15 protein-coding genes are annotated in these 23,496 nt (G+C 73.6%); 3 read left to right on the top strand and 12 right to left on the bottom strand.

The features are described 5' to 3' along the window. Positions 1–5: 5 nt before the first annotated feature. Positions 6–1,103, bottom strand: a complete 1,098-nt coding sequence (locus AB0I59_RS05960) for an alcohol dehydrogenase catalytic domain-containing protein (protein ID WP_061261262.1) — start codon at positions 1,101–1,103, stop codon at positions 6–8. 271 nt (positions 1,104–1,374) lie between these two features. On the opposite strand from AB0I59_RS05960, the gene AB0I59_RS05955 reads away from it, so the two are divergent. After that, complete coding sequence (locus AB0I59_RS05955) at positions 1,375–2,859, top strand: PucR family transcriptional regulator (RefSeq protein ID WP_061261263.1); 1,485 nt, start codon at positions 1,375–1,377, stop codon at positions 2,857–2,859. A gap of 75 nt (positions 2,860–2,934) precedes the next feature. Here the strand turns inward: AB0I59_RS05955 and AB0I59_RS05950 are convergent, their stop codons facing one another. Further along, positions 2,935–6,777, bottom strand: coding sequence for an AAA family ATPase (locus AB0I59_RS05950; protein ID WP_358130496.1), 3,843 nt, complete (start codon positions 6,775–6,777; stop codon positions 2,935–2,937). Beyond that, positions 6,774–7,895 (bottom strand): exonuclease SbcCD subunit D, encoded by a 1,122-nt coding sequence (locus tag AB0I59_RS05945; RefSeq protein ID WP_358130493.1) that lies wholly within the window; start codon positions 7,893–7,895, stop codon positions 6,774–6,776. The genes AB0I59_RS05950 and AB0I59_RS05945 overlap by 4 nt, the downstream gene beginning before the upstream one ends. Positions 7,896–8,042: 147 nt before the next feature. Here AB0I59_RS05945 and AB0I59_RS05940 point away from each other — a divergent pair, with 147 nt between their 5' ends. Beyond that, on the top strand, positions 8,043–9,536 hold the full coding sequence (locus AB0I59_RS05940; RefSeq protein ID WP_061255486.1) for an alpha/beta hydrolase family protein: 1,494 nt from the start codon (positions 8,043–8,045) through the stop codon (positions 9,534–9,536). Here the strand turns inward: AB0I59_RS05940 and AB0I59_RS05935 are convergent. After that, positions 9,506–10,537, bottom strand: coding sequence for an alpha/beta hydrolase (locus AB0I59_RS05935; protein WP_358130490.1), 1,032 nt, complete (start codon positions 10,535–10,537; stop codon positions 9,506–9,508). The genes AB0I59_RS05940 and AB0I59_RS05935 overlap by 31 nt on opposite strands. A gap of 289 nt (positions 10,538–10,826) precedes the next feature. Between AB0I59_RS05935 and AB0I59_RS05930 the strand changes: the two genes are divergently transcribed. Continuing rightward, complete coding sequence (locus AB0I59_RS05930; RefSeq protein ID WP_061255485.1) at positions 10,827–12,260, top strand: LCP family glycopolymer transferase; 1,434 nt, start codon at positions 10,827–10,829, stop codon at positions 12,258–12,260. 83 nt (positions 12,261–12,343) lie between these two features. Here AB0I59_RS05930 and AB0I59_RS05925 read toward each other — a convergent pair whose 3' ends face one another. From AB0I59_RS05925 to AB0I59_RS05890, 8 genes are all read right to left on the bottom strand, one after another. Next, a complete protein-coding gene (locus AB0I59_RS05925; protein WP_358130487.1) occupies positions 12,344–13,393 on the bottom strand; it encodes an enolase C-terminal domain-like protein in 1,050 nt (349 codons plus the stop codon). Positions 13,394–13,409: 16 nt separating this feature from the next. Continuing rightward, on the bottom strand, positions 13,410–14,777 hold the full coding sequence (locus AB0I59_RS05920; RefSeq protein ID WP_358130484.1) for an MFS transporter: 1,368 nt from the start codon (positions 14,775–14,777) through the stop codon (positions 13,410–13,412). 113 nt (positions 14,778–14,890) lie between these two features. Then, the gene (locus AB0I59_RS05915; protein WP_228647489.1) at positions 14,891–16,042 is read right to left on the bottom strand and encodes a VWA domain-containing protein; all 1,152 of its coding nucleotides are present in this window, start codon (positions 16,040–16,042) and stop codon (positions 14,891–14,893) included. After that, positions 16,042–18,453: a DUF5682 family protein gene (locus AB0I59_RS05910; RefSeq protein ID WP_358130482.1), complete on the bottom strand. Its 2,412-nt coding sequence runs from the start codon at positions 18,451–18,453 to the stop codon at positions 16,042–16,044. Before AB0I59_RS05910 ends, AB0I59_RS05915 begins: the two co-directional genes overlap by 1 nt. Continuing rightward, entirely contained in the window at positions 18,450–18,788 is a 339-nt protein-coding gene (locus AB0I59_RS05905; RefSeq protein ID WP_358130479.1) for a hypothetical protein, read from the bottom strand. Before AB0I59_RS05905 ends, AB0I59_RS05910 begins: the two co-directional genes overlap by 4 nt. After that, entirely contained in the window at positions 18,778–19,854 is a 1,077-nt protein-coding gene (locus tag AB0I59_RS05900) for an ATP-binding protein (protein WP_061255479.1), read from the bottom strand. The genes AB0I59_RS05905 and AB0I59_RS05900 overlap by 11 nt, the downstream gene beginning before the upstream one ends. Next, positions 19,851–21,623, bottom strand: a complete 1,773-nt coding sequence (locus tag AB0I59_RS05895) for a DUF5691 domain-containing protein (protein WP_358130476.1) — start codon at positions 21,621–21,623, stop codon at positions 19,851–19,853. Before AB0I59_RS05895 ends, AB0I59_RS05900 begins: the two co-directional genes overlap by 4 nt. Further along, complete coding sequence (locus tag AB0I59_RS05890; RefSeq protein ID WP_358130474.1) at positions 21,620–23,284, bottom strand: SWIM zinc finger family protein; 1,665 nt, start codon at positions 23,282–23,284, stop codon at positions 21,620–21,622. The genes AB0I59_RS05895 and AB0I59_RS05890 overlap by 4 nt, the downstream gene beginning before the upstream one ends. Between the last annotated feature and the right edge of the window lie 212 nt (positions 23,285–23,496).

Here is a 23,496-nt window from a genome sequence, read left to right as displayed (position 1 = left end):
TTTCCTTAGGGGATCAGGAGGGTGCGCAACGCCTCGCCGCTGGCCAGGGCGTCCAGTGCGGGACCGGCCTCGTCGAGCGAGGTACGGCGGCTGACGAGCTGGTCGAGCTGGAGGTGACCGTCCATGTAGCGGTCGACCAGCGCGGGGATGTCGATCGCCGGGCGCACGCTGCCGTAGTTCGAGCCGAGGATCCGCTGGTCGGCCTCGGCGAGTACGAGCGGGTCGAACCGGGCGAGGGTCCCCTTGGGCGGGAGCCCGACCGCGACGGCCGCGCCGCCGAGACCGAGGATCTGGATAGCCGACTCCAGCGTGGCCTGGTGGCCCACCGCGTCGAAGGCGTAGTCGACGCCGTCGGGCAGGAGGTCGCGGAGCGCCTCGGGCACGTCCACCCCGGCACCGGAGATCTGGTCGGTCGCGCCGAGCGTCGCCGCGAGGGCGGTCTTCTCCGCGCGGGTGTCGATCGCGATGATCCGCTCGGCGCCGGCGAGCTTGGCGCCCTGGACGACGGACAGCCCCACGCCACCGCAGCCGATGACCGCGACCGTGCTGCCGGGCAGGACGGCGGCCGTGTTCGTCACCGCGCCGACCCCGGTGGCCACGGCGCAGCCGACCAGCGCCACGGTGTCGAGGGGCGCGTCCTCGCGGATCTTGATCGCTCCCGACGCGGGGACCACGGCCTCCTCCGCGAACGACGAGACGCCGAGGTAGTGGTAGAGGGACTCGCCGCCCCGGCTGAGCCGGCTGGTGCCGTCCTGGAGCACGCCGCCGGGGGCGACGACGGTCGCGGCGACCTGGCAGCGGGCCTCGTGCCCGGCGCGGCAGTAGCGGCACTGGCCGCAGGGCGCGACCCAGGACAGGACGACGTGGTCGCCCTCGGCGAGGCTGGTCACGCCCGGCCCGAGCGCGGTCACGACACCGGATCCCTCGTGGCCCATGACGAGCGGCAGCGGCACGTCCCACTCTCCGCGGCGTACGTGCAGGTCGGATCCGCAGACACCGGCTGCGGCGATCTTGACCCGTACCTCACCGGGCCCGGGAGGAGCCAGCTCGACCTGCTCGACCCTGACGGGCTTGTCGGGTGATTCGAAAACCGCGGCGCGCATACCGCCCCTTCCCTCGGGCCGGGAACAGCACAGCCGTCACCCGGTGTTACTGGAACGGGGTTAAGGGTAAGTTTGCGTGCTTTCTCTCCGCACGTAGCCAAATGTCCATTGACCTGCGACGAGGACGCCGATCCGATATTTCCCCCCGCGTCCGCTCCCGTGTCACGGTGACCCAGCGTTGATCCGCGTACGGCCCGGCCGCCGTTTCCGCCGGTGACTCCTGGCGTACGCGCAGACCGAGCAGCGGAAGACGAGCAGAGGAGGATGCGCCGTGCTGGAGACAGTGGGCGACGTCGCGCAACGGTTCCGGTTGCGCGTCCCGACCGGGAGCACCGGCCTGGACCGCCCCATCCGGTGGACGCATATCTCGGAGCTGGCCGACCCGACGCCGTGGCTGCGGGGCGGTGAGATGCTTCTCACCCTGGGCCTGCAGCTCGACCAGTCCGACACGTCTGAGCAGCTCACCGCCTACGCCGGGAGACTGGCCGAGGCCGGAGTGGCCGCCCTCGGGTTCGGCGTCGGCGTCCGGCACCCGTCCGTACCCGAGGCGCTGGTGGCCGGTGCCGAGGCGCACGGCATGGCGGTGCTGGAGATCCCCGGCGGCGTGGCCTTCCAGGACATCACGTACCAGCTCAACGGCGACCTGTTGCGCACCGGCGCCGCGGAGTCGCGGTTGATCGCGGAGGGCGTCTCCAGCATGACCAGGGTGGCCCGCAGTGCCGGGCCGCAGGGGATCGTCGCCACCCTCGCCGCCCGGATCGACAGCTGGGCGGTGCTGATGGACCGGCACGGCAAGACGCACGCCGCGGTGGGAGCCGCGCGGGTCCACCTCGACGACGCACGGGCCGCCGCGCTCGGCCAGCGTTCGCGCATCCGGCATCCCGGCCTGACCGTGTACGGCGTCGGCGATCCGGTGCGTCCCCGCGCCCACCTGGTCGTGGCCCCCCGCCCGGACCGGATCAGCCTGACCAGGGAGCTGGCCCAGCACGCGGCCCTCCTGCTCGACCTGGCGCTCAACCCGCTGAGCGGCGGCGACACCTGGGGGCTGGCCCGCGCCGACGCCGTGGACGCGCTGATGTCCGGCGATCCGGCGCTCATCCAGCGGGTCTCGGCCCGGTGGAACCTCCTCGCCGGGAACATCGCCGTCGCGCTGCTGCGGTCCCGCTCACGTGCCGTGCCGCTGGAGGAGAACGTCCTGGAGTGGTGTGAGGAGCTGGACGTCCCGCCGCTCGTCAGCTCCGAGTCGTCGCTGGTCACGGTCCTGCTGCCCGAGGACGAACTGGGCCGGTGGACCGCGCGGGTGTGCGACGCGGTCGAGCGTGAGGGCGTTCCGGCCCGATGCGGCGTCGGTACGGCCCAGCCGCCGTCGGGGTCCCTCCTCAGCCGCCGTCAGGCGGAGCAGGCGCTGGAGGTCGCGGTCGCGGACGCCCGGCCGGTCGTCGAGTTCGCCGGCCTGCCGACCCAGCGGCTGATCCTCCAGCATCTCGACCCGGCCGCGCGCACCGCGCTCACCTCGCCGCTGCTGCCGCTGCTGGAGAGCGACTCCACCCGGATCCTGCTCCGGTCGCTGCGGGTCTTCCTCAGCGAGAACAACAACTGGGAGGCGGCGTCCTCCCAGCTCGGCATCCACCGGCACACCCTCCGCCAGCGGATGGGACGCGTCGAGGAGCTGACCGGCCTGTCGGTCACCGTGACCGAGGACCGGGTGATCGCCTGGCTGGCCCTCCAGGCGCTCCACGTCGACGACACGAACTGATCGGCCAGGGGACCGGGGTCACACCATGGGGCCGGGGTCACACCATGGGGCCGGGGTCACACCATGGGGCCGGAGTCACACCATGGAGAGCGTCGAGCCGCCCCGCCCCTTGCGTACCCTGATCTGGGCGGGGATGCGGGTCCGCAGTTCGGCCACGTGGCTGACGATGCCGACGGCCCTGCCGCCCTCGCGCAGGCCGTCCAGGATGTCCAGGACGTCGTCGAGCGTGTCCTCGTCGAGCGTGCCGAATCCCTCGTCCACGAAGAGACTGCCGATCTCGGCGCCACCGGCCTCGGCCGTGACCACGTCCGCCAGGCCGAGGGCCAGGGCCAGCGAGGTGATGAAGCTCTCGCCGCCGGAGAGGGTCGCCGGGTCGCGGTCCACGCCGGTCCAGCCGTCGAGCACCCGCAGTCCCAGCCCGCCGCCGGATCTTCCCCGGTCACCCGCCGCCTGCCTCAGGTCGTGCTGGAGCAGGTAACGCCCGCCGGACATCCGGTCGAGCCGCTCGTTCGCGGCGTCGACCACCTGGCGGAGCCGCTCCCCCAGCACGTACGCCGAGAGCCGCATGTTCAGCGGGTTGTCCGTCGAGGTCCCGCCCGCGAGTTCGGCCAGCCTGCGGGCGAGGCGGTGCCGCTCGGCCGCAGGGCCGTAACGCCCGTGCGCGTCCTCCAGCTCGGCGGCGAGCCCGGTGAGCTGCTCCAACCGGCTCATGGCGTGGTCGCGGGCCGACGTCCGCTCCGCGGTCTCCCTTTCGGCCCGCTCGTGCTCGGCCGCGAGGACCGCCAGATCCGGATCGGGGGCCGCCGCCACCGCGACCAGCTCGGGATCGGCGAGCAGCGCGTCGACGGCGGCCTGCTCGTCGGCGAAGCGCCGGAGCCTCTCGGCCATCTCCTCACGCTCGGCCTCGGCGCGTACCGCGGCGCGAGCGTCGTCCAGGGTCGCGAACCCGGCCTCGGCGGCGGCGTCCGCCGCCGCGGCGCGGGCCGCCTCCCGCTCCCGATCGGCCGTCGTGGATGCCTGGACCCCCTCGGCGGCGTCGTGCAGCAGCGCGGCCTCCGCCGCGAGCCGCTCCAGCCGCGCCTCCAGGGAGGCGTCGCCGCCGCGCGCCCCGTCGAGCAGCGTGGCCAGCCTGCCCTCCGCCTCGGCGAGCTGGGCGCGGCGGGTCCGGGTCTCGGCGGCGTCCAGCTCAAGGGACCGCGAACGCTCCTCGGCTTCGGCGAGCTCGGCGGCCAGCCCGCGCGTCTCCTCCACCAGGCCGGGCTCCCCCTCCGCCGCCGCGCTCGCGTCCCGCAGGGCTCGCTCCGCCTCCGCGAGGACCGCCGCCACCGCGTCCTCGGTCGGCCCGTCGCCCTCGCGGGACCCGACGCCTTCGCACGGCCCGGCTTCCGCGGCGATCTCCGCGACGTCGTCACGGGCCTTGTCGTACGCGGCGCGCGTCTCGGCGGCCCGGGCGACGGCCTCGGCGGCGGTGGCGAGCAGCCGCGCCTCCGCCGCGAACCTGGCCTGCCTGGACCGGACGCTGTCGTCCTCTCCCCGCGCGGCGGTGAGGCGGGTGACGAGGCGGTCGCGCTCGGCCAGGAGCTCGGCCTCGCCGGTCCGGTGCCCGGCCAGCGCCCGGCCGGCCTCGTCGGCGCGGTCGCGCAGCGCCTCCGTCTCCGCGGCGAGCCGCTCGGTCTCGGCGGCGGCCTCCGGCTCCCCGTCGGCGGCGTCCCGCGCCCCGGCGAGGTCCGACTCGGCGGCGGCGAGCCGGGTCTCCGCGTCGCCTGCGGACAGGTCCTCCGCCCGCCGGGTGACCTCGTCCAGCCGGGAGGCCAGCGCGGCGACCCGGCTCTCCGCGTCCTCGCGACCCTGCCTCGCGGTGTCGAACGTGTCCTGCGCCGCCTGCTCGTCGTCGGCGGTCGGCGCCGCCTCCAGGGGGGCGGCGGGAGCCGGGTGCTCGGCGGAGCCGCACACCGCGCACGGCTCTCCGGGGACGAGTGACCTCGCCAGCTCGGCGGCCATGCCCTCGATCCGGGCGAGCCGAACGCCGTGGAGCCGGTCGCGGGCGTCCTGGGCACGGTCCACCGCCACCCGCCGCTCCGCGTCGGCCTCCGCCAGTTCGGCGGTCAGCGCGTCACGCTGGGCGGCGGCGTCGCGCCGGTCGCGGGCCGCGCCGACGGCGGCCTCCAGCGCGGGGATACGCGCGGCGGCGGCGCGGGCCCGCGATTGCCGCTCGTCCGCCGCCGCCAGTGCCGCCGGCAGCGCCGCCAGGTCCGCGAGGGCGGACGCCTCCCGCTCCGCGGCCTCCTCGATGTCCGCGCGCACCGCGGCCAGGCGGCCGGTGACCTCGGCCAGCCGCCCCTCCTCGCCCGCCAGCAGCTCCAGCCGGGCCAGCTCGTCCCGCCAGGCGCGCTCCAGTTCGGCGAGGACACGGCCGACGTCGCCGTCCGGCGGCGTCGGCCGTACCGGCTGGAGCTCGGGGGTCTCGGGCAGCGCCGCGAGCGCGGCGGCCCGCGCCCCCATGGCGGAGGCCAGCTCGGCGGCGAGGGCGTCGCGGCGGCGCACCGCCGCGAGATCGCGGGCGGCACCGTCACGGGTGGCCCTGAGCCCGGAAACGGCGGCGGCGGCCAGTCGCGCCGCCTCCAGCCGCTCCTCGGCCGCCGCCAGCTCGCCGGGCAGTACGGCGAGGCGGTCGCCGAGATCGGCGCGCAGGGCCGCCAGCTCTGCCAGTCGCCCGTCGGCCAGGGCGAGCTCCGCCCTGACCTCCGTCAGCCGAGCCTCCTCGGGCAGAAGCTGCTCGAGACGGGCGACCTCGTCGCGCAGCCCCCGCTCCCACTCGCGCAGCGCCGCCACATCCGGCCACGCCCCGTCGGCCGGGGCCCCGGTGAGCGGCAGTGCCCTGGCCACGGCGTCCACGGCCAGCCGCCGCGCCTTGGCGGCCGTCTCGACCCGCTGGCCGGCCTGGCGGATCAGCGGCACCACGCGGTCGGCCCTGGCCGCCTCGTCGAGCATGGTCTCCAGGTCGGAACGCTCGTCGGCGGCCAGTGCCAGCTCCTCGCGGCGGGCCAGCGCGGAGGCGTGGCGCCTGCGGCGGTCGGCCAACGCCCGGCCGTCGTCCAGGCGGCCGCGGGCGGACGCCAGCGCGGCGGCGGCCAGCGCCTGCTCCTCACCGCCTCTCGTTACCACGTCGTCGGCGGCCGCGAGCACCGCGCCGGACCAGCCGAGCGGGTCCTCCCCCGGCTCGGGGGGCGTCTCGGCCAGGCCGGGTCCGGCGGCGCCGCGCATCCGGTTGACGACGGAGTCGACCTCCTGGCGCAGCTCCTGCTGGGCGCGGCCGGTGCGGGTGCGGTGCTCGGCGAGCCACCTCTCGACCTCGGTGTAGACCTTCACCGAGAACAAGCGCTCCAGCAGCTTGCGCCGATCGTCGCCGTCCGCGCGCAGGAAACGGGCGAAGTCCCCCTGGGGGAGCATCGCGACCTGCCAGAACTGGTCGGCGTTCATCCCGACGAGCTCGCCGATCAGGTGACCGGCCTCGTCACTGCGCGTGCTGCGGGCCGTCCACGCGCCGGTCGGCTCGTCGAGCTCCTCGACGAGAACCTTGGCCTTCTCCTCCACCAGGCCGGTGCCCCGCTGCTTGGGCCGCATCCAGGCGGGGGACCTCATGATCCGGAACCGGCGGTTCCTGATCGTGGCCTCCAGCGTCACCGCGGGGCCCCGCCCGGCGGGGGCGTGGTCGCAGCGGAGGCTGCGGGCGCTGTCGCGCTGCCCGGGCACCCGGCCGTACAGCGCGTAGCAGACGGCGTCGAGCACCGTGGTCTTGCCCGCGCCGGTCGGCCCGTGGACGAGGAACAGCCCGGCCTCGCCGAGCGCGTCGAAGTCGACCTCCTCCTCACCGGGGAAGGAGCCGAAGGCGATCAACCTCAGGCGGTGCAGCCTCACGAGACCTCCCTGATGCGGCAGTCCTCCACGGCGCGTTCCAGCAGCCGTCTCTCGGCCTCGTCGGCGGGCTCGCCGCGGACCTCGCGGACGAAGTCGAGCGCCACCTCGATCTCGGCGCGCCCGGCGATCGGCCGCGGAGCCGCCGGCGCGCCGGCCGCGCCGTCCGGGTCGAAGGCCAGCGCCAGCGCGTGCGGGAAGCGGCCGCGCAGCCGCTCCATGGCCTCCTTGGGACGCACCGGGTCGGTCAGCGTGACGTGCAGCCAGTGGTCCTCGCGGCCGGCGTATCCCTCCGAGGTGAGCAGATCGTCGATGCGGCCGCGCAGCCGGGCGAGCCGGCGGGGCACCGGCGCGGGCACGAACTCGGCGCGTACGCCATGGGCGCCAGGGCCGAGATCGACCAGCCAGCATCCCTTGACGTGATCGGCCTCCGAGAACGAGTAGGCCAGCGGGGACCCGGAGTAGCGGACGGTCTCGCTCATGGTCTGCCGCCCGTGCAGGTGGCCGAGCGCGGTGTAGCCGACGCCGTCGAACGCGCTCAGCGGCACGTGCGCGACGCCGCCCACCGTGATGTCGCGCTCGCTGTCGCTGGCCTCACCCCCGGTGACGAAGGCGTGGGCCAGCACCACCGAACGCCCGCCGCGCGCCGCGGCGTCCGCCCTGATCGCGGTCATGGCGTGGCCGATCGCCGCGCTGTGGCTGCGCTCGGCCAGCTCCCACGGGCCCTTGACCAGCTCAGGCTCGAGGTAGGGGATGCCGTAGAAGGCGGTGTCCTCGATCACCACCGGCTCCCAGGCCCGCGCCGGGTCCGTGCGGAGGTGCACCCGCTCCATCAGGTCGGCGCCGAACCCGAGCCGCACAGCGGAGTCGTGGTTGCCGCTGATCAGCACGGTGTGCGCGCCCAGCGCGGCCAGCCGGCGCAGCGCGTCGCCGCAGAGGGCGACCGCGTCGACCGGCGGCAGCGCGCGGTCGTAGACGTCGCCCGAGACGACCACGACGTCCACCCGCTCGGCCTGCACGGTCTCAACGAGATGGTCGACGAACGCCCCCTGGGCGGTCAGAAGACTCTCCCGGTGGAACGAGCGGCCCAGGTGCCAGTCGGAGGTGTGCAAGACCCGCATGTCGCAGGAAGCTAACAGGTCTCTCCGACAAATGTGGCCTCGCGCGTACCTCAGATATCACGTAATGACTTAACCTGGCGATCAGTGGGCAGAGGTAAAGAGCAGGGCGCGGCTGGGTACAGGATTCGTCAGTCGGGGAGCGGTCTCATGAACATCGGCCGAGGCATGCTGACCGTGACCATCACCGTCGTGGCCGTCGCGCTCGCCATGCTCGGATACGTGCTCTCCCCTCCGTCGTTCCACCCGGCGCCGCTGCCGGAGTCCGAGGAGTTCCACTCCCTTCCGGCACAGCCGGTGACCGAGTCCCTTCCCATATCCGCCCAGGCGGCCTTCTCGACCGAGCGGGTCACGGTCCACGCGCGGGGAGAGACGCTGAGTGCCACGATCCGGGCCCCCCTCTCCCCCGGACGGCATCCGGCGATGGTGTTCGTGCAGGGGTCGGGCTCGGGCACCGGCAGCGAGTTCACCTCCCAGGCGAGATGGCTCGCCGAGCGGGGCGTCGTGACCGTCGCCTACGACAAGCGCACGGTCGGGTACTCCTTCCGCGACCGCGACTTCGCGCTGCTGGCCGACGACGCGCTCCGGATGATCGGGCTCCTGCGTGCCAGGCCCGACGTGGATCCGGCGCGCACCGGGCTGTGGGGTGTCAGTGAGGGCGGCTGGGTTGTGCCCATCGCGGCGGCGCGGAGCGCGGACGTGCGGTTCGTCGTCCTGGTGTCCTCACCGAACGTCTCCCCGATGCGTCAGGTCGCCTGGGCGCTGAACGAGCAGCTCCAGCGGCTGCACGCCCCGGCGGGGGTACGCGATCTGCTGACCCGCGCGATGGGCGGCGTGGGCTTCGACTTCCTGCGTTACGACGGCGTCCCGGCGCTGACGGGGATCACCCAGCCCGTGCTCGCGCTGTACGGCACGATGGACCCCTCGATCCCGTTCGTGGAGAGCACCAGGACCCTGACCTCGGCCCTCGCCGCGGGGGGCAACCGCGACTACACGATCCGGTTCCTCGCCGGGGCCGACCACGCGATGCGGACCAACGGCGGGCCGTTCGTGCGCGACTACCTGCCGACCCTCGCCAACTGGATCAGGGGTCTCCCGGGTACGGCCGGGCAGGCGCCGCCGATCGCGGGCGCGACGCCGGTCCAGCGGTTCGAGGCCAGCGACGTCCCGGCCGCCCCCTGGTACGGCGGCACCACCTTCCTGTGGCTCACGATCTGCCTGGCCGCCGTCGGCTATGTCACCGCCCCGGTCACCGAGATGGTCGTCCGGCTGCGCGGCCGTGACCTGAGGCTGGCGGCCAACGCGCAGGCGTGGTCCGGGATCCGGCGCCGGATCAGGCGGATGGCCTGGACGGGGCTCGGCATGCTGGCCGCCGCCCTCGCGTTCATCACCCTGATCGTGCTCTTCTCGGTGAACCAGGCCGGCGCCTGGCCCGCCGTACAGTCCGGCTGGCTGGTCGTGCGGCTGCTCGCGGTGCTGATGCTCGCGCAGGAGGTCGCCGCGACGGCGGCGGTGATCGGCGCGCTGCGCGACGGCTGGGAGCCCACCCGCTGGCAGTCGTTCACGCTGGCCGGAGTGCTCGGCGGCACCGGCCTGTTGCTGCTCACCGCGGCCTACTTCGGGCTGTTCGCCTTCCCCTGGTGACCGGCGCCCTGACCGGCGCCCTGACCGGCGCCCTGACCGGCGCCCTGACCGGGTTCCCGGCCGGGGCCGACGTAGGCCAGCCAGCGGTCGATCTCCGCGAGCACCTGCTTGCGCACCGGCTCCGGTGACAGCAGCAGGTCGTGCATCCCGCCGGGGACCCGCACGCAGGTCACGTGCGGCCCGATCCTGGTGGACCAGCGGGCGATGTGCTCGGCGTCGAGGACCACGTCCGCGGAGTGCGCCTCGGGGATGAAGTCGCGCACCCGCAGGCTGCGCTCGGCGCACAGCACCAGCACGGGGACGTCGACGCGGAGCCCGGCGTGCAACCGCCGGTGCGCCCGCCGGATCGCCGCCAGCCACACGGCGTGCACGGGGAAGCCCGCGAGCGGCTTCCACTCCAGGTCGTAGTCCCACTCCCCTCTGTGGTCGCGGTGCAGGCTCGTGCCGTACGCGGTGGCGGCGCCGAGGGGCAGCACGGCCGTCGCGGGCAGCCTGGCCAGGACGCCCCCGAGCGCGTCGGCGGCTCCCCTGAGCAGGGCGGGCACGTTGAGATCGAGGAAGGGGCTGTTGAGGACGAGGGCGTCCACGAGGCCCCGGCCGCGCACGCGGTCGGCCCACAGCGCCGCGATGAGCCCGCCGGTCGAGTGCGCGCTGACCGTGAGCTCGTCGTGGTCCTCCCGGATGATCCGCACGGCCTCGTCGATCTCGGGGAAGTGCTCGGTGACGCTGGCGACCAGGCCCCTGGTCTGGTGCGCCAGCAGCGAGCGGCCGTACTTGCGCAGGTCGAGAGCGTAGAAGCTGACGCCCTGGGCGGCGTAGTGATCGGCCACGTGGGTCTGGAAGAAATAGTCGGTGAAGCCGTGGATGTACAGGACGGCCCGCCGCGATCCGGCCACGCGGCGCCGTACGAGGGTGGCGACGACCTCGCCCTCGGCGTCGCGGCCCATGGGGAGGACGACGGCGTCGTAGTCGGCTCCGAGGATGTCGGGGACAGCGGTCACGGCAGCTCCAAGGGGTGTACCGGCCGGGAGGGGACCCCGGCTCTCTCTCGACGCAAACGCACCCGCCCCGGCCGGTAAGCAGCCCGGTCCGCGTGAGCGCGATCGGCATTGACCTGGTCAAATACCCGTATCGACTCGCCACGGCTCGAAGGGGCACCGGCGCGGTCGTGGCCCATCGGGGCCAATGTGATCACGGCCACATTCCTGACCGCGCGGTTCTCGATCTCGTCGAAAGCCATGAGCCGAACTTTATTCAGTTCTGTGCGGATACGTTCCTTGGGGTGAGCACGTGCCCTTCGCCCGTCCGATATCTGAACGCGAACCGGAGAGGACGCCGAAGCCCGTCGGCGCGGCGGCGCTGATCGGCTGGACGGCGCTGTCCGTCGTGCTGCCCGGCGCGGCGCATCTCCGCGCCGGCTGGAAGCGCACCGGATCAGCGCTGGTCGGCGCGTACGCCGTGGTCCTGATCGCCCTGGGGCTGGTCGCGCTGAACGCGGACGCGCACCTGGCCGGCCGCGCGCTCAACTGGCTCGGCCTGATCGAGATCGTCACCGCGGTCGCCGGCGCGGCGTGGTTCGCGCTGGTGATCCACTCGTTCGTGGTGCTGCGGCCGCAGGGCCTGCCCAGGACCGCCCAGGTGGTCACCGGTCTCGTCGCGGGCACGCTGTCGGTCACCGTCGCGCTTCCCTTCGCCGTGGCCGCGCAGTACGTGGCCGAGTCCGAGCGGACCATCGACAAGGTGTTCGCCGCGTCGGCCGGGCCCCTGGCCCCGGTGGTCCCCGGCGGGCGGCTCGCCGCCAGCGACCCCTGGGGCGGCCGGGACCGGATCAACGTCCTGCTCCTCGGAGGCGACTGGGGCAACGACAGGACCGGGATGCGCACCGACAGCCTGAACGTCGCCAGCGTGGACGTCCGCACCGGCAACACCGTGCTGCTCGGCCTGCCGAGGAACCTGGAACACGTCCCGTTCCCGCCGGGCAGTCCGATGGCGCGCCGCTTCCCCACCGGGTTCACCCTCCCCGAATACCGCCCCGGCTGGCGGGACGACCTGCTGTTCGGGGTCTGGCAGTACGCCGAGGACCATCCCGAGCTCTTCGGCGGGCGCCGGCACATGGGGGCCGAGACGCTCAAGGAGACGATCGGCTACATCCTCGGGCTCAGGATCGACTGGTACACGCTGGTCAACATCTGGGGCTTCGCCAAGATCGTCGATGCTCTCGGCGGGCTCGTCCTGACCGTGGACAGCGACATCGTGTACGGCAAGTACAACGAGGGGCTCGTCCGGGCGGGCACCCGCAGGCTGAGCGGAGCCGACGCGCTGTGGTTCGCGCGGTCCCGCACCAACAGCGACGACTTCGTCCGCATGCGCCGCCAGCGGTGCGTGTTCAGCGCGTTGCTGGACCAGGCCGATCCGGCGACGGTGCTCTCCCGGTTCAACCAGATCGCCGCGGCCACGCGCAGGATCCTGCGCACCGACATCCCGCGATCGATGCTGGAGGACCTCGTGCCGCTGGCCGTGAAGGCCAAGAACGCCCGCGTGACGAGCGTCCAGTTCATGCCTCCGCTGATCAGCACGAGCACGCCCGACTGGGCGCAGATCCGCCTCCTCACGGCCCAGGCGATCGCGAAGTCGTCCGCGCCGGTCAGGCGGCGGGCGCAGAAGCACGCGCCGGTCACGGCGGGCGCCCCCAGCCCGATCGGCGAGGGCTGCAGCGCCCTGTAGGCACCGCCGGGCGGCCGGGTCGGCCCGGTCGCCCGGCCGCAGGTCACCGCGTCACCGGGTCACCGGGCCGGGTCACCGGGCCGTCAGACCCGGAAGGTGTCCTTGGCCAGGCGGCGGACCTTCGCCTCGTCGATGGTGTGGCCGAGCCCCGGCTGCGTGAGGGGCACGGCGACGACCCCTCCGGACGCGCCGACCGGCGGCATGACGATCTGCGCGCTGCGCGGCGGCTCCGCCACGTCGCTCGGCAGCGTGCAGCCCGGCAGGCTCGCCACGGCCACCGTGGCGGCGCGGGCCAGCCCGACGCCGAGTCCGCCCGCGCAGGTGATGTCCCATCCGGCGTCCACCGCCGTGTCGTGCGCGAGCCGTACGTCGGACAGGGAGCCGAACCGCGAGGGGCGCAGCAGCAGCGCCCGGCCCGCGTGCGCGGCGATGGCCTGGTCCAGTTCCGTGACCGAGCGCGCCTCGACCACGACGGCCGCCGAGATCCGGTCCTGGAGTTCGGCGCTCGTCGCCAGGTCGGTGAACGGCCGCTCGATCGCCACCAGGCCGTACGCGTCGAGCGCCTCCAGCTGGGAGATCTCCGTGTAGGCGCCGTGCCCGTCCACGGCGATCGCCAGGCCCGGGTACGCCGCGCGTACCGCGCGCAGCGGCTCGACGTCCCATCCCGGGTGGACGTCCATCGTCACATGGACGTATCCGGCGCAGACATGCCGGTTCACCCGGGCCACCATGCTCTCCAGGGAGCGTTCGGCGCCGAGCCGCACGGTCGCCATGAGGGAGGTACGGCTGCCGCCGAGGGCGTGGGACAGCGGAACGCCCTTCATCCGGGCCCACAGGTCCCAGCAGGCCATGTCCGCAGCCGAGCCTCCGGGAATCCGCCCCAGCTCGGACGGATGCTCCCAGTCGACCCCGACCAGCGCGGCGGGGAGGGACTCCTCCAGGGAGGTCCACAGCTTCTCGTGCCCGTCCCCCTGCTCGTCGCACCGTTCGCCGGGCAGCGACGTGGAGGGCCGGACGGCCTCTCCCCAGCCGACCATCCCGCCGTAGTCGGTGATCCTCACCAGGATGCTCTCTGGCCGCCTGCCGTAGGGCAGGGTCAGCCTGAAGAGTTCGAGCTCCCGGACACGCGGCAAGTGACATCCCCTTCCGTTAGACCTCCATGGTGCCCGCCCCGCGAGGGTGCTCAAAACGTCCGGAGGCGAGCGCCGCGGCGCCGGCCATCATCGCGAGCAGGACGAAGCACACCACATAGCTGGCCGCCGACCGTGCGAAAGCGGTGGAGATCGCCCCGGTGATCGCGATGGCGACGACAGAGTAGACGGACTCGCCGATCGCGAGCGAGGCGCTGTTGGCGCCCTTCTCGGCGGGGGACGACAACTCGAGGATCAGGACGGACAGCGTCGGATAGACCAGGCCGATGCCCAGGCCGCCCACGCACCAGGCGAGGAACCCGACGATCACCGGCACCGAGGGGAAGACCGTCAGCGCGGTCAGCAGCACCGCCGCCGCGATCAGGGTGGTGCCCGTCCGCAGGATCACCGCACGGTCGCGCGGCCTGCGTCCCTGGATCCACGACCCGGTCGACCAGAAGATGGCGCCACCGGTGAGCGCGAGGCCGGCCTGCGTGGGGCTCAACCCGCGCTCGTTGTGGAGCAGGAGCGGCACGAACACCTCGGCCGCGAAGAACGCGCCCGCCGCCAGGCCCCGGAGCGCGACCACCGCCGGGACGCCGCGGGCGGCTCGGATCGTCCCCTTGGGCAGCAGCCGCGGCAGCGCCACCACGAGGACGGCGGCCCCGGCGAGCAGCAGCGGCACGACCTTGGCCCCGCTGCCGTACTGCATGAGCGCCGCCCCGGTGGCCACCACCACGCCCAGCACCAGCTTCGTCGCGAATCCGCGGGAGGCGGGCGCGGAGGCGACCCCGGACGCGGAAGTGGACGCGGGCAGGGTCACGGGCTCGGGCTCGGGCACGGGCACGGCGGACCGCGGCGCGGCGCGATGTTCCGCGAGTCCCCGCCACAGGAAGACGGCGGCGGGGGCGGCGATGATCGGCACTCCGAGGAACACCCAGCGCCAGCCCACGTTCTCCACCACCAGGCCGGTGATGGCCGGTCCGACCAGCGACGGCATCACCCAGGCGGCCGAGAGCAGGGAGAACACTCTGGGGTGCATCTCGGGCGGATACACCTGGTCGATCAGCACGTACATCGCGACGGAGAACAGACCGCCGCCGAGCCCCTGCAGGAACCGTCCCGCGACGAAGACGTCCATGGTGGGGGCGGTCCCGGCGACGAGGAGGCCCGCGCAGAAGCCCACCAGGCCGATCCACAGGGGTGCCACCGGTCCTCGCGTGTCGCTCCACTTCCCGCCCACCAGGGTCGCGATCACGCTCGCGACCAGGCTCGCGTTGAAGGCCAGGCCGTACAGGGACATTCCGTCGAGCCGTTCGGCGACGACGGGCATGGCGGTGGCGACCGCGAGGTACTCGAAGGCGATCAACATGATGATGGCGACCATGCCGATCCCGAGAGCCCGATATCGCTGCGAAAAGATCGGCGGGGCCGTCATTACCGAATTCACGCTACGGACGTTACAGATCACCCAATAGTGTCCGTAATCGGCCATTAGACCTAGGACATATTGCGCTCCACCCACTGGGAGATGTCACGGCGCTCGATGGCGGCCGCCATCAGGCCGGGGAACGCGTCCGGCGTGCAGGCGAACGCCGGCACGCCCAGCGCCGAGAGCGCCGACGCGTTGTCGTGGTCGTAGGACGGCGCGCCCTCGTCCGACAGGGCCAGCAGCACGATCACCTGAACCCCGGCGGCCGTCATCGCGGCCACCCTGCGGAGCATCTCCTCACGGACACCGCCCTCGTAGAGGTCACTGATCAGGATGAAGATGGAGTCCGTCGGCCGGGTGATCAACCCCTGGCTGTAGGCGATCGCCCGGTTGATGTCCGTGCCGCCCCCGAGCTGGGTGCCGAACAGCAGCTCCACCGGGTCGTGCAGCTGGTCCGTCAGATCGACCACCGCGGTGTCGAACACCACCAGGCTGGTCCGCAGCGACCGCATCGACGCCAGGACCGCACCGAAGACGCTGGAGTAGACGACCGACGCCGCCATCGACCCGCTCTGGTCGATGCACAGGACGACCTCCCGCTGGACGGCCTGTTGCCTGCGGGCATACCCCACCAGCCGGGACGGCACGACCGTGTTGCGCTCGGGCAGGTAGTTCTTCAGGTTCGCCCGGATCGTGCGGTCCCAGTCGATGTCGGCGACCCGCCGCGGCCGATGGGTCCGCGCCGAGCGGTCCAGCGCACCGGTCACGGCCGCCCGGGTCCGCTGCGCGAGCTTGGACTCCAGCTCGGCGACGACCTTGCGGACCACGGCGCGGGCCGACTCGCGCGCCTTCTCCGGCATGACCCGGTTCAGCGAGAGCAGCGTCCCGACCAGGTGGACGTCGGGCTCGACCGCCTCCAGCATCTCGGGTTCCAGCAGGAGGCGGCTCAGGTTGAGCCGCTCGATCGCGTCCTTCTGCATCACTTGGACGACCGTCGAGGGGAAGTAGGCGCGGATGTCGCCCAGCCATCGGGCCACCCTCGGCGCGGACGCGCCGAGACCCGCACTGCGCTCGCCGTCGCCGCGCCCCGCGCCCGGTCCCCCGCCGTAGAGCGCGGACAGCGCCGCGTCCATGCCGGCATCGGCGCCGCCGAGCGCGCAGCCGGTCCCGTCCGCGTCACCGCCGAGGACCAGCCGCCAGCGGCGCAACCGCTCCTCCATCACGCCCTCCCCAGGATTTCCAGCACGGTCCGGACGGCCGGAGCCGCCCGCTCGTCGTCGTGATCCGCCCCGTCGCCTGTCCCGCCACGGCCCCCGTCACCGCCACCGCAGGCGGCGGCCGTACCGGACCTGACCCGCTCGCCGATCGAGCGGCGTTCCGGCGGCGCGAAGGCGCCGAACGTGCGCCGCAGCAGCGGAAGCACGTCCACGAACGCCTCCGGCGACAGGCCGGTCAGCCAGCCGTCCACCGCGGCGAGCAGCCGGGAGTCGTGGACGAGCAGCAGCCCTCCGCCCGACAGGAAGCCCTCGACCCAGGCGGCGGCCCGCGCGGGCGGGTGGCCGAGGGACATCGCGCGTGACATCCGGACCTGGACGTCGTCCGCCATCTGCGCGTCGAACAGGATGCGCACCAGCCTGCCCTCGATCACCCCGGGCAGGTCGCTCCGGCTCGCCACGCTCCTGAGCGTCGCGAGCCAGCGCCCGCGCGGCGAGCCCTGCCCGATCCCCTGCCCGATCCCGCGCGCCGTCCTCTGCCCGCCGCCGTGCCCGCCTTCCCCGTGCCCGCTGCCATGCCCGCCTTCCCCGTGCCCGTCGTGCAGCAGGGCCACCGCGGAGTGAACCGCGTCGATCTGGGACACCAGCTGCCGGGCCGGATCATCGTCCAGGCCGGTGACCGCGGTCGGGAGCCCGGTGCAGATGCGCGTCAGCAGCGAGTCCACGATCGTGGCCAGCCCGGCGGCCGGGGTGCCGCGGACGTCGCCGTACCTCTGGGCCCGGACCAGCGCGGGAAGCGCCGCCATCAGGTGGCCGACGTCGCTGTCCAGCGCCGCCCGGTCGCCGATCACCCCCAGCACGTACGGCAGAGCGTCCGGCAGGTCGGCGAGAAGGCACTTCTCGACCAGGGCGGTCAACTCCGCCAGCGACACCCTGTGGGCACCGGCCGCCGGAGCCGGCAACCCGACGCCCGGGAGGCCGTGAGCCGGGGAGCCGTGAAGGGAGGCACCATGAGCGGAGGCGCCGTGAGCCGGGGCGCCCTTCTCCGCCAGGTCGCACACCCGCGCGGTGGCCGCGGCCTCGACGGTGATTCCCCAGACCGCGGCCTCGATCAGGCTGACGTCGAACTCGGGACGCCACTCCAGCGTCCAGGACTCCTTGAAGGTGCCCTTGCCTCTGGTCTCACGCGGCGTGCCCCACGGCACCCCGATGAGCCCGAGCCGGTGCAGCAACCTGCTGCGGTCGAGGTCGAGGGACTTGCGCAGGTCGAGGTCGTGGTCCCGGCCCAGTGCCTCCGGCTTGAGCTTCACCCGCCGCTGCTCCCCCCGCAGGTGTCGCTGCAACGGCACCATCGGGGTCGAATCGGGCACATGGCCGAGCCGCTCCCCCACCACCATGCGGCGCTGGACCAGGTCGGCCGGCAACTCGTCGCCCTCGCAGAGCACCGCGCAGACCGCCTCGCTCACCTCGGTCAGACCGGCGAGCGGCCGGTCCCGCAGCGTCGCAAGGCCGTCCGCGAGCCGTACGGCCTCGATGACGTGCGCGGACGAGACGGGCAGGTCCTCCTCGCGGAGCACCGCGGCGGCCCGCGCCAGCCATCGCTCGATCGGCCGGTCGGGCGCGGTGAACAGATGGTGGTACCACCCTGGCGAGGTGACGCCCGCGCCGTAACCGCTCCACGCGGCCAGCCGCCCGTGCGTCCACGGCACCCAGGTCATCTCAACCTTGACCTTGGGCATGCCCTTGAGCAGCCGGTCGTCGTCGGCGGCCCGGGGAAGCGTCGCGAGCGCGGGCACGTGCCAGGCGCCGCACACGACGGCGATGTTCCGGAAGCCGTCCTTGACCGCCTGCCTGAGCGTCCTGCGCATGTACGCCTCGCGGCGTGCCTCGTGCCGATCGGGTACGTGGCCCTCGCGAACGGCCGTCATCGCCTCGGCGATCACCTCGAACACCGAGCCGTGGCCGGCCTCACCGTCCGTACGGTGTTCGACGGCGTCCTCCCACCACCGCTCCGGGTCGTCGTAGCCCGCCGCCTCGGCCAGCGCCCCGATCGGATCGGCGTGAACGGCGGTCTCCGCCTCGCCGGACCGTCCTCCGTCGAGCGCGAGGCCGTGGGCGGCAGGCAGATCGCAGAACCGCACCTCGACGTCGGCCGTGGCCGCGTAACGGATCGCCTGCCACTCGGGCGAGAACACCGCGAACGGCCAGAACGCGGCCTTCGACGGATCACCCGGCACGTGGGCGAGCAGCGCGACAGGAGGTTCCATGTCCGGTTCTGCGGCGAGGGGAACCAGGGCGTCCGCCTCCGGCGGCCCCTCGATGAGCACGATGTCCGGCTCCAACCGCTCCAGCGCGGAACGCACCGCTCGGGCGGACCCCGGACCGTGGTGCCGCACGCCCAGAATCGTGGTCGTCACCCGATCACCCGCCGTCCGGTCCGCTGTCCAGCCCACCGTCCGATGCCCGGCCGCCCGAATGCGTGCCGCCCGATCCCTCGCCGTCCGATGCCCCGCACGGCCACGTCATCCGTTCCGATACCGATCGTGCATCCACGGATGTCATCTGCTGCGTCACCGACCGCGTCATGGGTCCCGTCACCGGCCATGCCACTGATCGCGCCGACGGTCGCGACACCGGTCGCGCCACCGGCTGTGTCGTCGGCCGTATCCGCGACGGCGCCGTCGGAGACGTCGGAGACGTCGGAGACGCCGCGGATCGTGTCACCGGCCGTGCGGAGGAGGTCAGCTCGCATCGCGGCAGGCCCGATAGAAGTCGCGCCAGTCCTCGCGCTCTCTGACGACGGCCTCCAGGTATTCCTGCCAGACCACCCGGTCCGACACGGGATCCTGAACGACCGCGCCGAGGATGCCCGCCGCCACGTCAGAGGGACGCAGCACCCCGTCGCCGAAGTGGGCCGCGAGCGCGATGCCGCTGGTCACCACCGAGATCGCCTCGGCGGTGCTGAGCGTGCCGCTCGGCGACTTGACCTTGGTCCTGCCGTCGGAGGTCACGCCGGAGCGCAACTCACGGAACACCGTGACGACCCGGCGGATCTCCTCCAGCCCGGTCGGCGTCTCGGGCAACTCCAGCGAGCGGCCGAGCTGGGCGACCCGGCGGGAGACGATGTCCACCTCTTCTTCCGCGCTGGCGGGCACGGGCAGCACGACCGTGTTGAACCGCCTGCGCAGCGCGCTGGACAGCTCGTTGACCCCGCGGTCCCGGTCATTGGCGGTCGCGATGACGTTGAAGCCCTTGGCCGCCTGGACCTCTTCGTTCAGTTCGGGGATCGGGAGCGTCTTCTCCGAGAGGACAGTGATCAACGCGTCCTGGACGTCGGACGGCATGCGGGTCAGCTCCTCCACGCGGGCCAGCCGTCCCTCGGCCATCGCCCGCATGACGGGGCTCGGGGTCAGCGCCTGGCGGGACGGGCCCTCCGACAACAGCCGCGCGTAGTTCCAGCCGTATCGGATGGCTTCCTCGGCGGTGCCCGCCGTGCCCTGCACCAGGAGGGTGGAGTCACCGCTGATCGCCGCGGCGAGGTGCTCCGACAGCCACGTCTTCGCCGTTCCCGGAACCCCGAGCAGCAGCAGCGCCCTGTCGGTGGCCAGGGTGGCGACCGCGACCTCGACGATCCTTCTCGGGCCGATGTACTTCGGCGTGATGACGCCCCCGGGGTGATCGGGGTCTCCGAGCAGGTACGTGGTCACGGCCCAGGGCGAGAGCCGCCAGCCCGGCGGCCTGGGCCGGTCGTCGTCCTTGGCCAGGATCGCCAGCTCGTCCGCGTACTGATCTTCCGCGTGCGGGCGCAGAACCGTCACTTGTCCTCCTCGCCTAGCGGCCCGCCGTCTTCCTGGGCGGCGGTGCCGTGTCCGTCGTCTGTCCGTCTCTCGTCAGGCCCGGCCGCAGGTCCAGCCGCTGCCCCGGCCATGGGTCCAGCCGCGAGTCCAGCCACGGTTTCGGCTGTGTGCCCTTCACCGGGACCGTCCGCGGCGAGTTCCCCGGCCATGTCGTAGCGGAACCGGAGCGTGGCGGACACCTCGCGGACCTCGGAGAGGTCCGACAGCCGCGCCACCAGGCCGTACATCGCGGGGTCGAACCGCTCACCCGCGAGCCGCGCCAGCTCCCCGGCGTTCCACGGCTGGGCGGTCGAGGTGTTCACGATCTTCTCCAGTACGGCCTTCGCCAGCGGTGTGCCCCACGGCCGGGGAATGCCGCCGAGCATCATGATCATCTGCCCGTCGACGGGGTGGTGGCGGACGAACTCCGCCGCCACCCGGGACTGCTCGGCCGGGGGGAGGATCGCGAGCAGGTCCGTCAGCGGCTCCACCTCGATGAGCGCTCGCGCCCAGACCCCGTCTCGCTGAAGGATCGCCGCGCGGGTCCAGCCCATGCGGACCTCCCTGGCCCAGTCGCCGACCTCCATGGTGGTGATCTCAACCGGGGAGAGGCCGAAGCGCCCGGTCCAGAACGAAAGGGGCGTATGCGCGATGACCTGCTGCAGCCACCACCCCCGCTGCCCGGTCCCCGCGGGCGGGCGGGCCCGGACCCCGTCGCGCTCCATCCTGCTGTCGCACGCCTTCGGCGCCTCGGCGCGGAGACGGTCACCGCCCCGCGTGAGCAGGCGTCCCGCGCGCTCGGCCATCCGCGTCCCGAGCCGCGAGCCGGGCAACCGGGTGAGCAGGTCGGCGGCCGCCTGCCGTACCTCGCGGCGGCGGTCGTCGAGCGCCTCCTCCAGGAAGGGCTCGTCGGCCATCGTCAACCCCTCGGCGAGGAGGTGCGTGAACGCCGCCCGGTCCTCGGGTGTCTCCTCGCTCCAGCCCCGTGCGAGCAGTTCCCTGGCCGCCGTGGGATCGGCCGCGCGCAGCGCGGCCAGGTAGGCCCGGCGATCGCCGCTCGTGCCGAACTCCCACACATCGGTGGACCCGGCGTACCCGTCGGTCGGCTCCGCCTGGAGGTAGGACCAGCCGGGGTTGAGCCCGGCGAGCCACCGGCCGCGCGCGCCGGCCAGCACGCCCAGGTGGCCCCGGATCGACTGATCCCGCGCCCCCAGGTCGAGGAGCTTCGGGATGAGCCGCGCCGGAACCCGCACGCCGCTTCCCGCCGCGATCTCCAGCCACTCCGCCAGCAGGCGCCCCTGCTCCCCGGCGAGGATCCGGGCCAGCCGGTCACTCGCGGTCCGGGTCACCAGAGGCCGCGTCTCGGGCGGGGCGGGGGACAGCGGCCGGCCCCTATGCGGCCGCTGTCCCGCCCGTACCCGCATCACCCGCACGGCCGCCTGCTCCAGCAGGTCGACCGGAGGCACGACGGACGGCCTGCCGGGCACGGGTCTCCGGTCGGTGCCGACCAGCGCGGCCGACACGAGGTCCTCCCAGGTCGCCGCGTCCTGGCCGTTCCCCCCGGGCTCCTCCGCCCATCCAGACTCGCCGGCCAGACCGGACCCCCCGTCCCCTGCGCCCGGAGCCACACCATCGGGCACCACACCATCGGGGACCACACCATCGCGCACCGAAGCGGCGGAGGCTCCCCCGAGTTCCGGCGTCGCCGTTGACGGGGTGGCCCTGTCGCCGCCGTGACGATTCGTGGTCACAGCACCACCACCTGGCCTTCCTCATCCCATACGGTCAACGGCCGCGCCCCTCGTGGCGTCCACTCGCAGGCGACGGTGACCGGATGGCCACCCGACACCGCGAGCAGTCGCCACGGCGTGCCGCACGACGGGTCGAGCCGCAGACCGCCCACTTCGGTGCCACCCTCGGTGCCGCCCTCTGCGACGACTTCGCCGCCTTCCGGGACGACTCCGCTGACGTCTTCTGTGCCGATCCGCGGGCCGACTTCGGGGACGCCCTCGGAGTCGAGCGTGGACGCCGGCTCGCGGGTGCCCCCGGACGCGTCCTCGGGCGCAGCCGCCCGCTCGGCGGGCGCCGTCCCCTGAGCGGAGAACGCCGACCCGGGATCGGGGTCCGCGAGAAGCCAGCCGTCGCCGTTCACCGGACTCGCCGGAACGACCCCGGCCAGGACCACGGGCCATGACTCGGTCCAGGGATCCCCGGCCAGCACCCCCGCCAGCAGGTCGGGGACCTCCGCGGCGCTCAGTCCGGGAGGCGGCCCCGCGTGGACCGCCCCATGGCGCCGGGCCACCAGCGCGCGCAGCGGCGCGGCCCCCGGATAGAACGCCAGATCGGCGTCGACTGTGGTACCGCTGACCAGCGAAGCGTCGAGAGCCTGCCCCACGGGAGCGAACGACAGCACGAGCGCGGCCCTGCCGGTCTCCCTGCCGCGTAGCCAGACCCGGCGGGCGATCAGCCGATCCTGCTCCTCATCCCTGCTGCCGATCACGTCCCACCGGTCACGGACCGCGGGTGTGGCGAGCACGGTCTCCCGCGCCAAGGGGAAGCCGATCCGGGATCGGACCACCTCGCCCAGATCGCGCGGCAGTTCGGACATACGGCGGTGCGCGACGGCCAGCAGGTGGACCAGCGCGTACTCACCCAGGAGGCGGCGCGGCCAGTCCTCCTCGCGCAGCACGGGCGGCAGCCGGGAGAACATCCCCGCCACCCCCGGCGCCTGGGCGTCGACCATGCGTTTGGCGAGGGCGTCCCAGTCGCCCGGGCCGGTCTGCCTGGCGCCCGCGATGCCCTGCGCGATCTGGTCGGCCAGCCACCTCTCCAACTCGGACAGCCCGGCGGTGACCCGCTGCTCCCGTTGCCGGGCGCGCCGGTCCGGTGCCGAGGACCCCGCCTGCCCGCCCGAGAGGTCACCGTCACCGTCACCGCGCCGCCCCGCCCCCTCTCCCTGTCCCGGCCCGTCTCCCGGCCGGGCGCCCTGAGCCGCGGTCCCCTGATCCGCAGCACCTTGAGCCTCGGTCCCCTGAGCCGCCTCCAGAGCGGCGGCGATCTTGGACGCCTGTTTCAGGGCGCGCTCCCTGCGCTGGTCCATCCACTCGGCCGCCCAGTCCGCCGGCTCGTCCGCCGCGGGCACGCCGTCGGCCGACCACAGCAGAAGCAGGCCGAGGGAGTGCTTGCAGGGGAACTTCCTGCTCGGGCAGCTGCACCGGTACGCCGGTTCGGACAGGTCGACGCACGCGCGGTAGGGCTTCGACCCGCTCCCCTTGCACTCGCCCCAGAGCACCTCCGGGGTCGCCCCGAGGACGGACCACTTCCCGGGCGAACTGACGCCCGACGCGGCCTTCTGCGACGCCGCGTCGGGTGCCAGTGCCAGCACCTGATCGCGGCTCCACCGTTCGATCACGCGCCGCACAGTAGCCAGCGCCGCCGACAAAACCGCGACCTCGCCTCTCGCGACCCCGAAACCGCAGGTCAGTGCGAGTCCCGGCCGACGGCCCGGCGATGGCGGGATCACCCTGAGGACCCGGCCGCGCCTCCCCCGCCATGTACGGCACGCCCGGCCTGTACGGAAGCTCCAAGCACGAGGGATATGTCCAAGTAGCGTGGCATACTCAC

The organism is Microtetraspora glauca (assembly GCF_040656155.1).
GTDB classification, from domain to species: domain Bacteria; phylum Actinomycetota; class Actinomycetes; order Streptosporangiales; family Streptosporangiaceae; genus Microtetraspora; species Microtetraspora glauca.
Note: the sequence above shows the minus strand (reverse complement) of the source record. Positions and strands in the feature narration are given on the sequence as shown.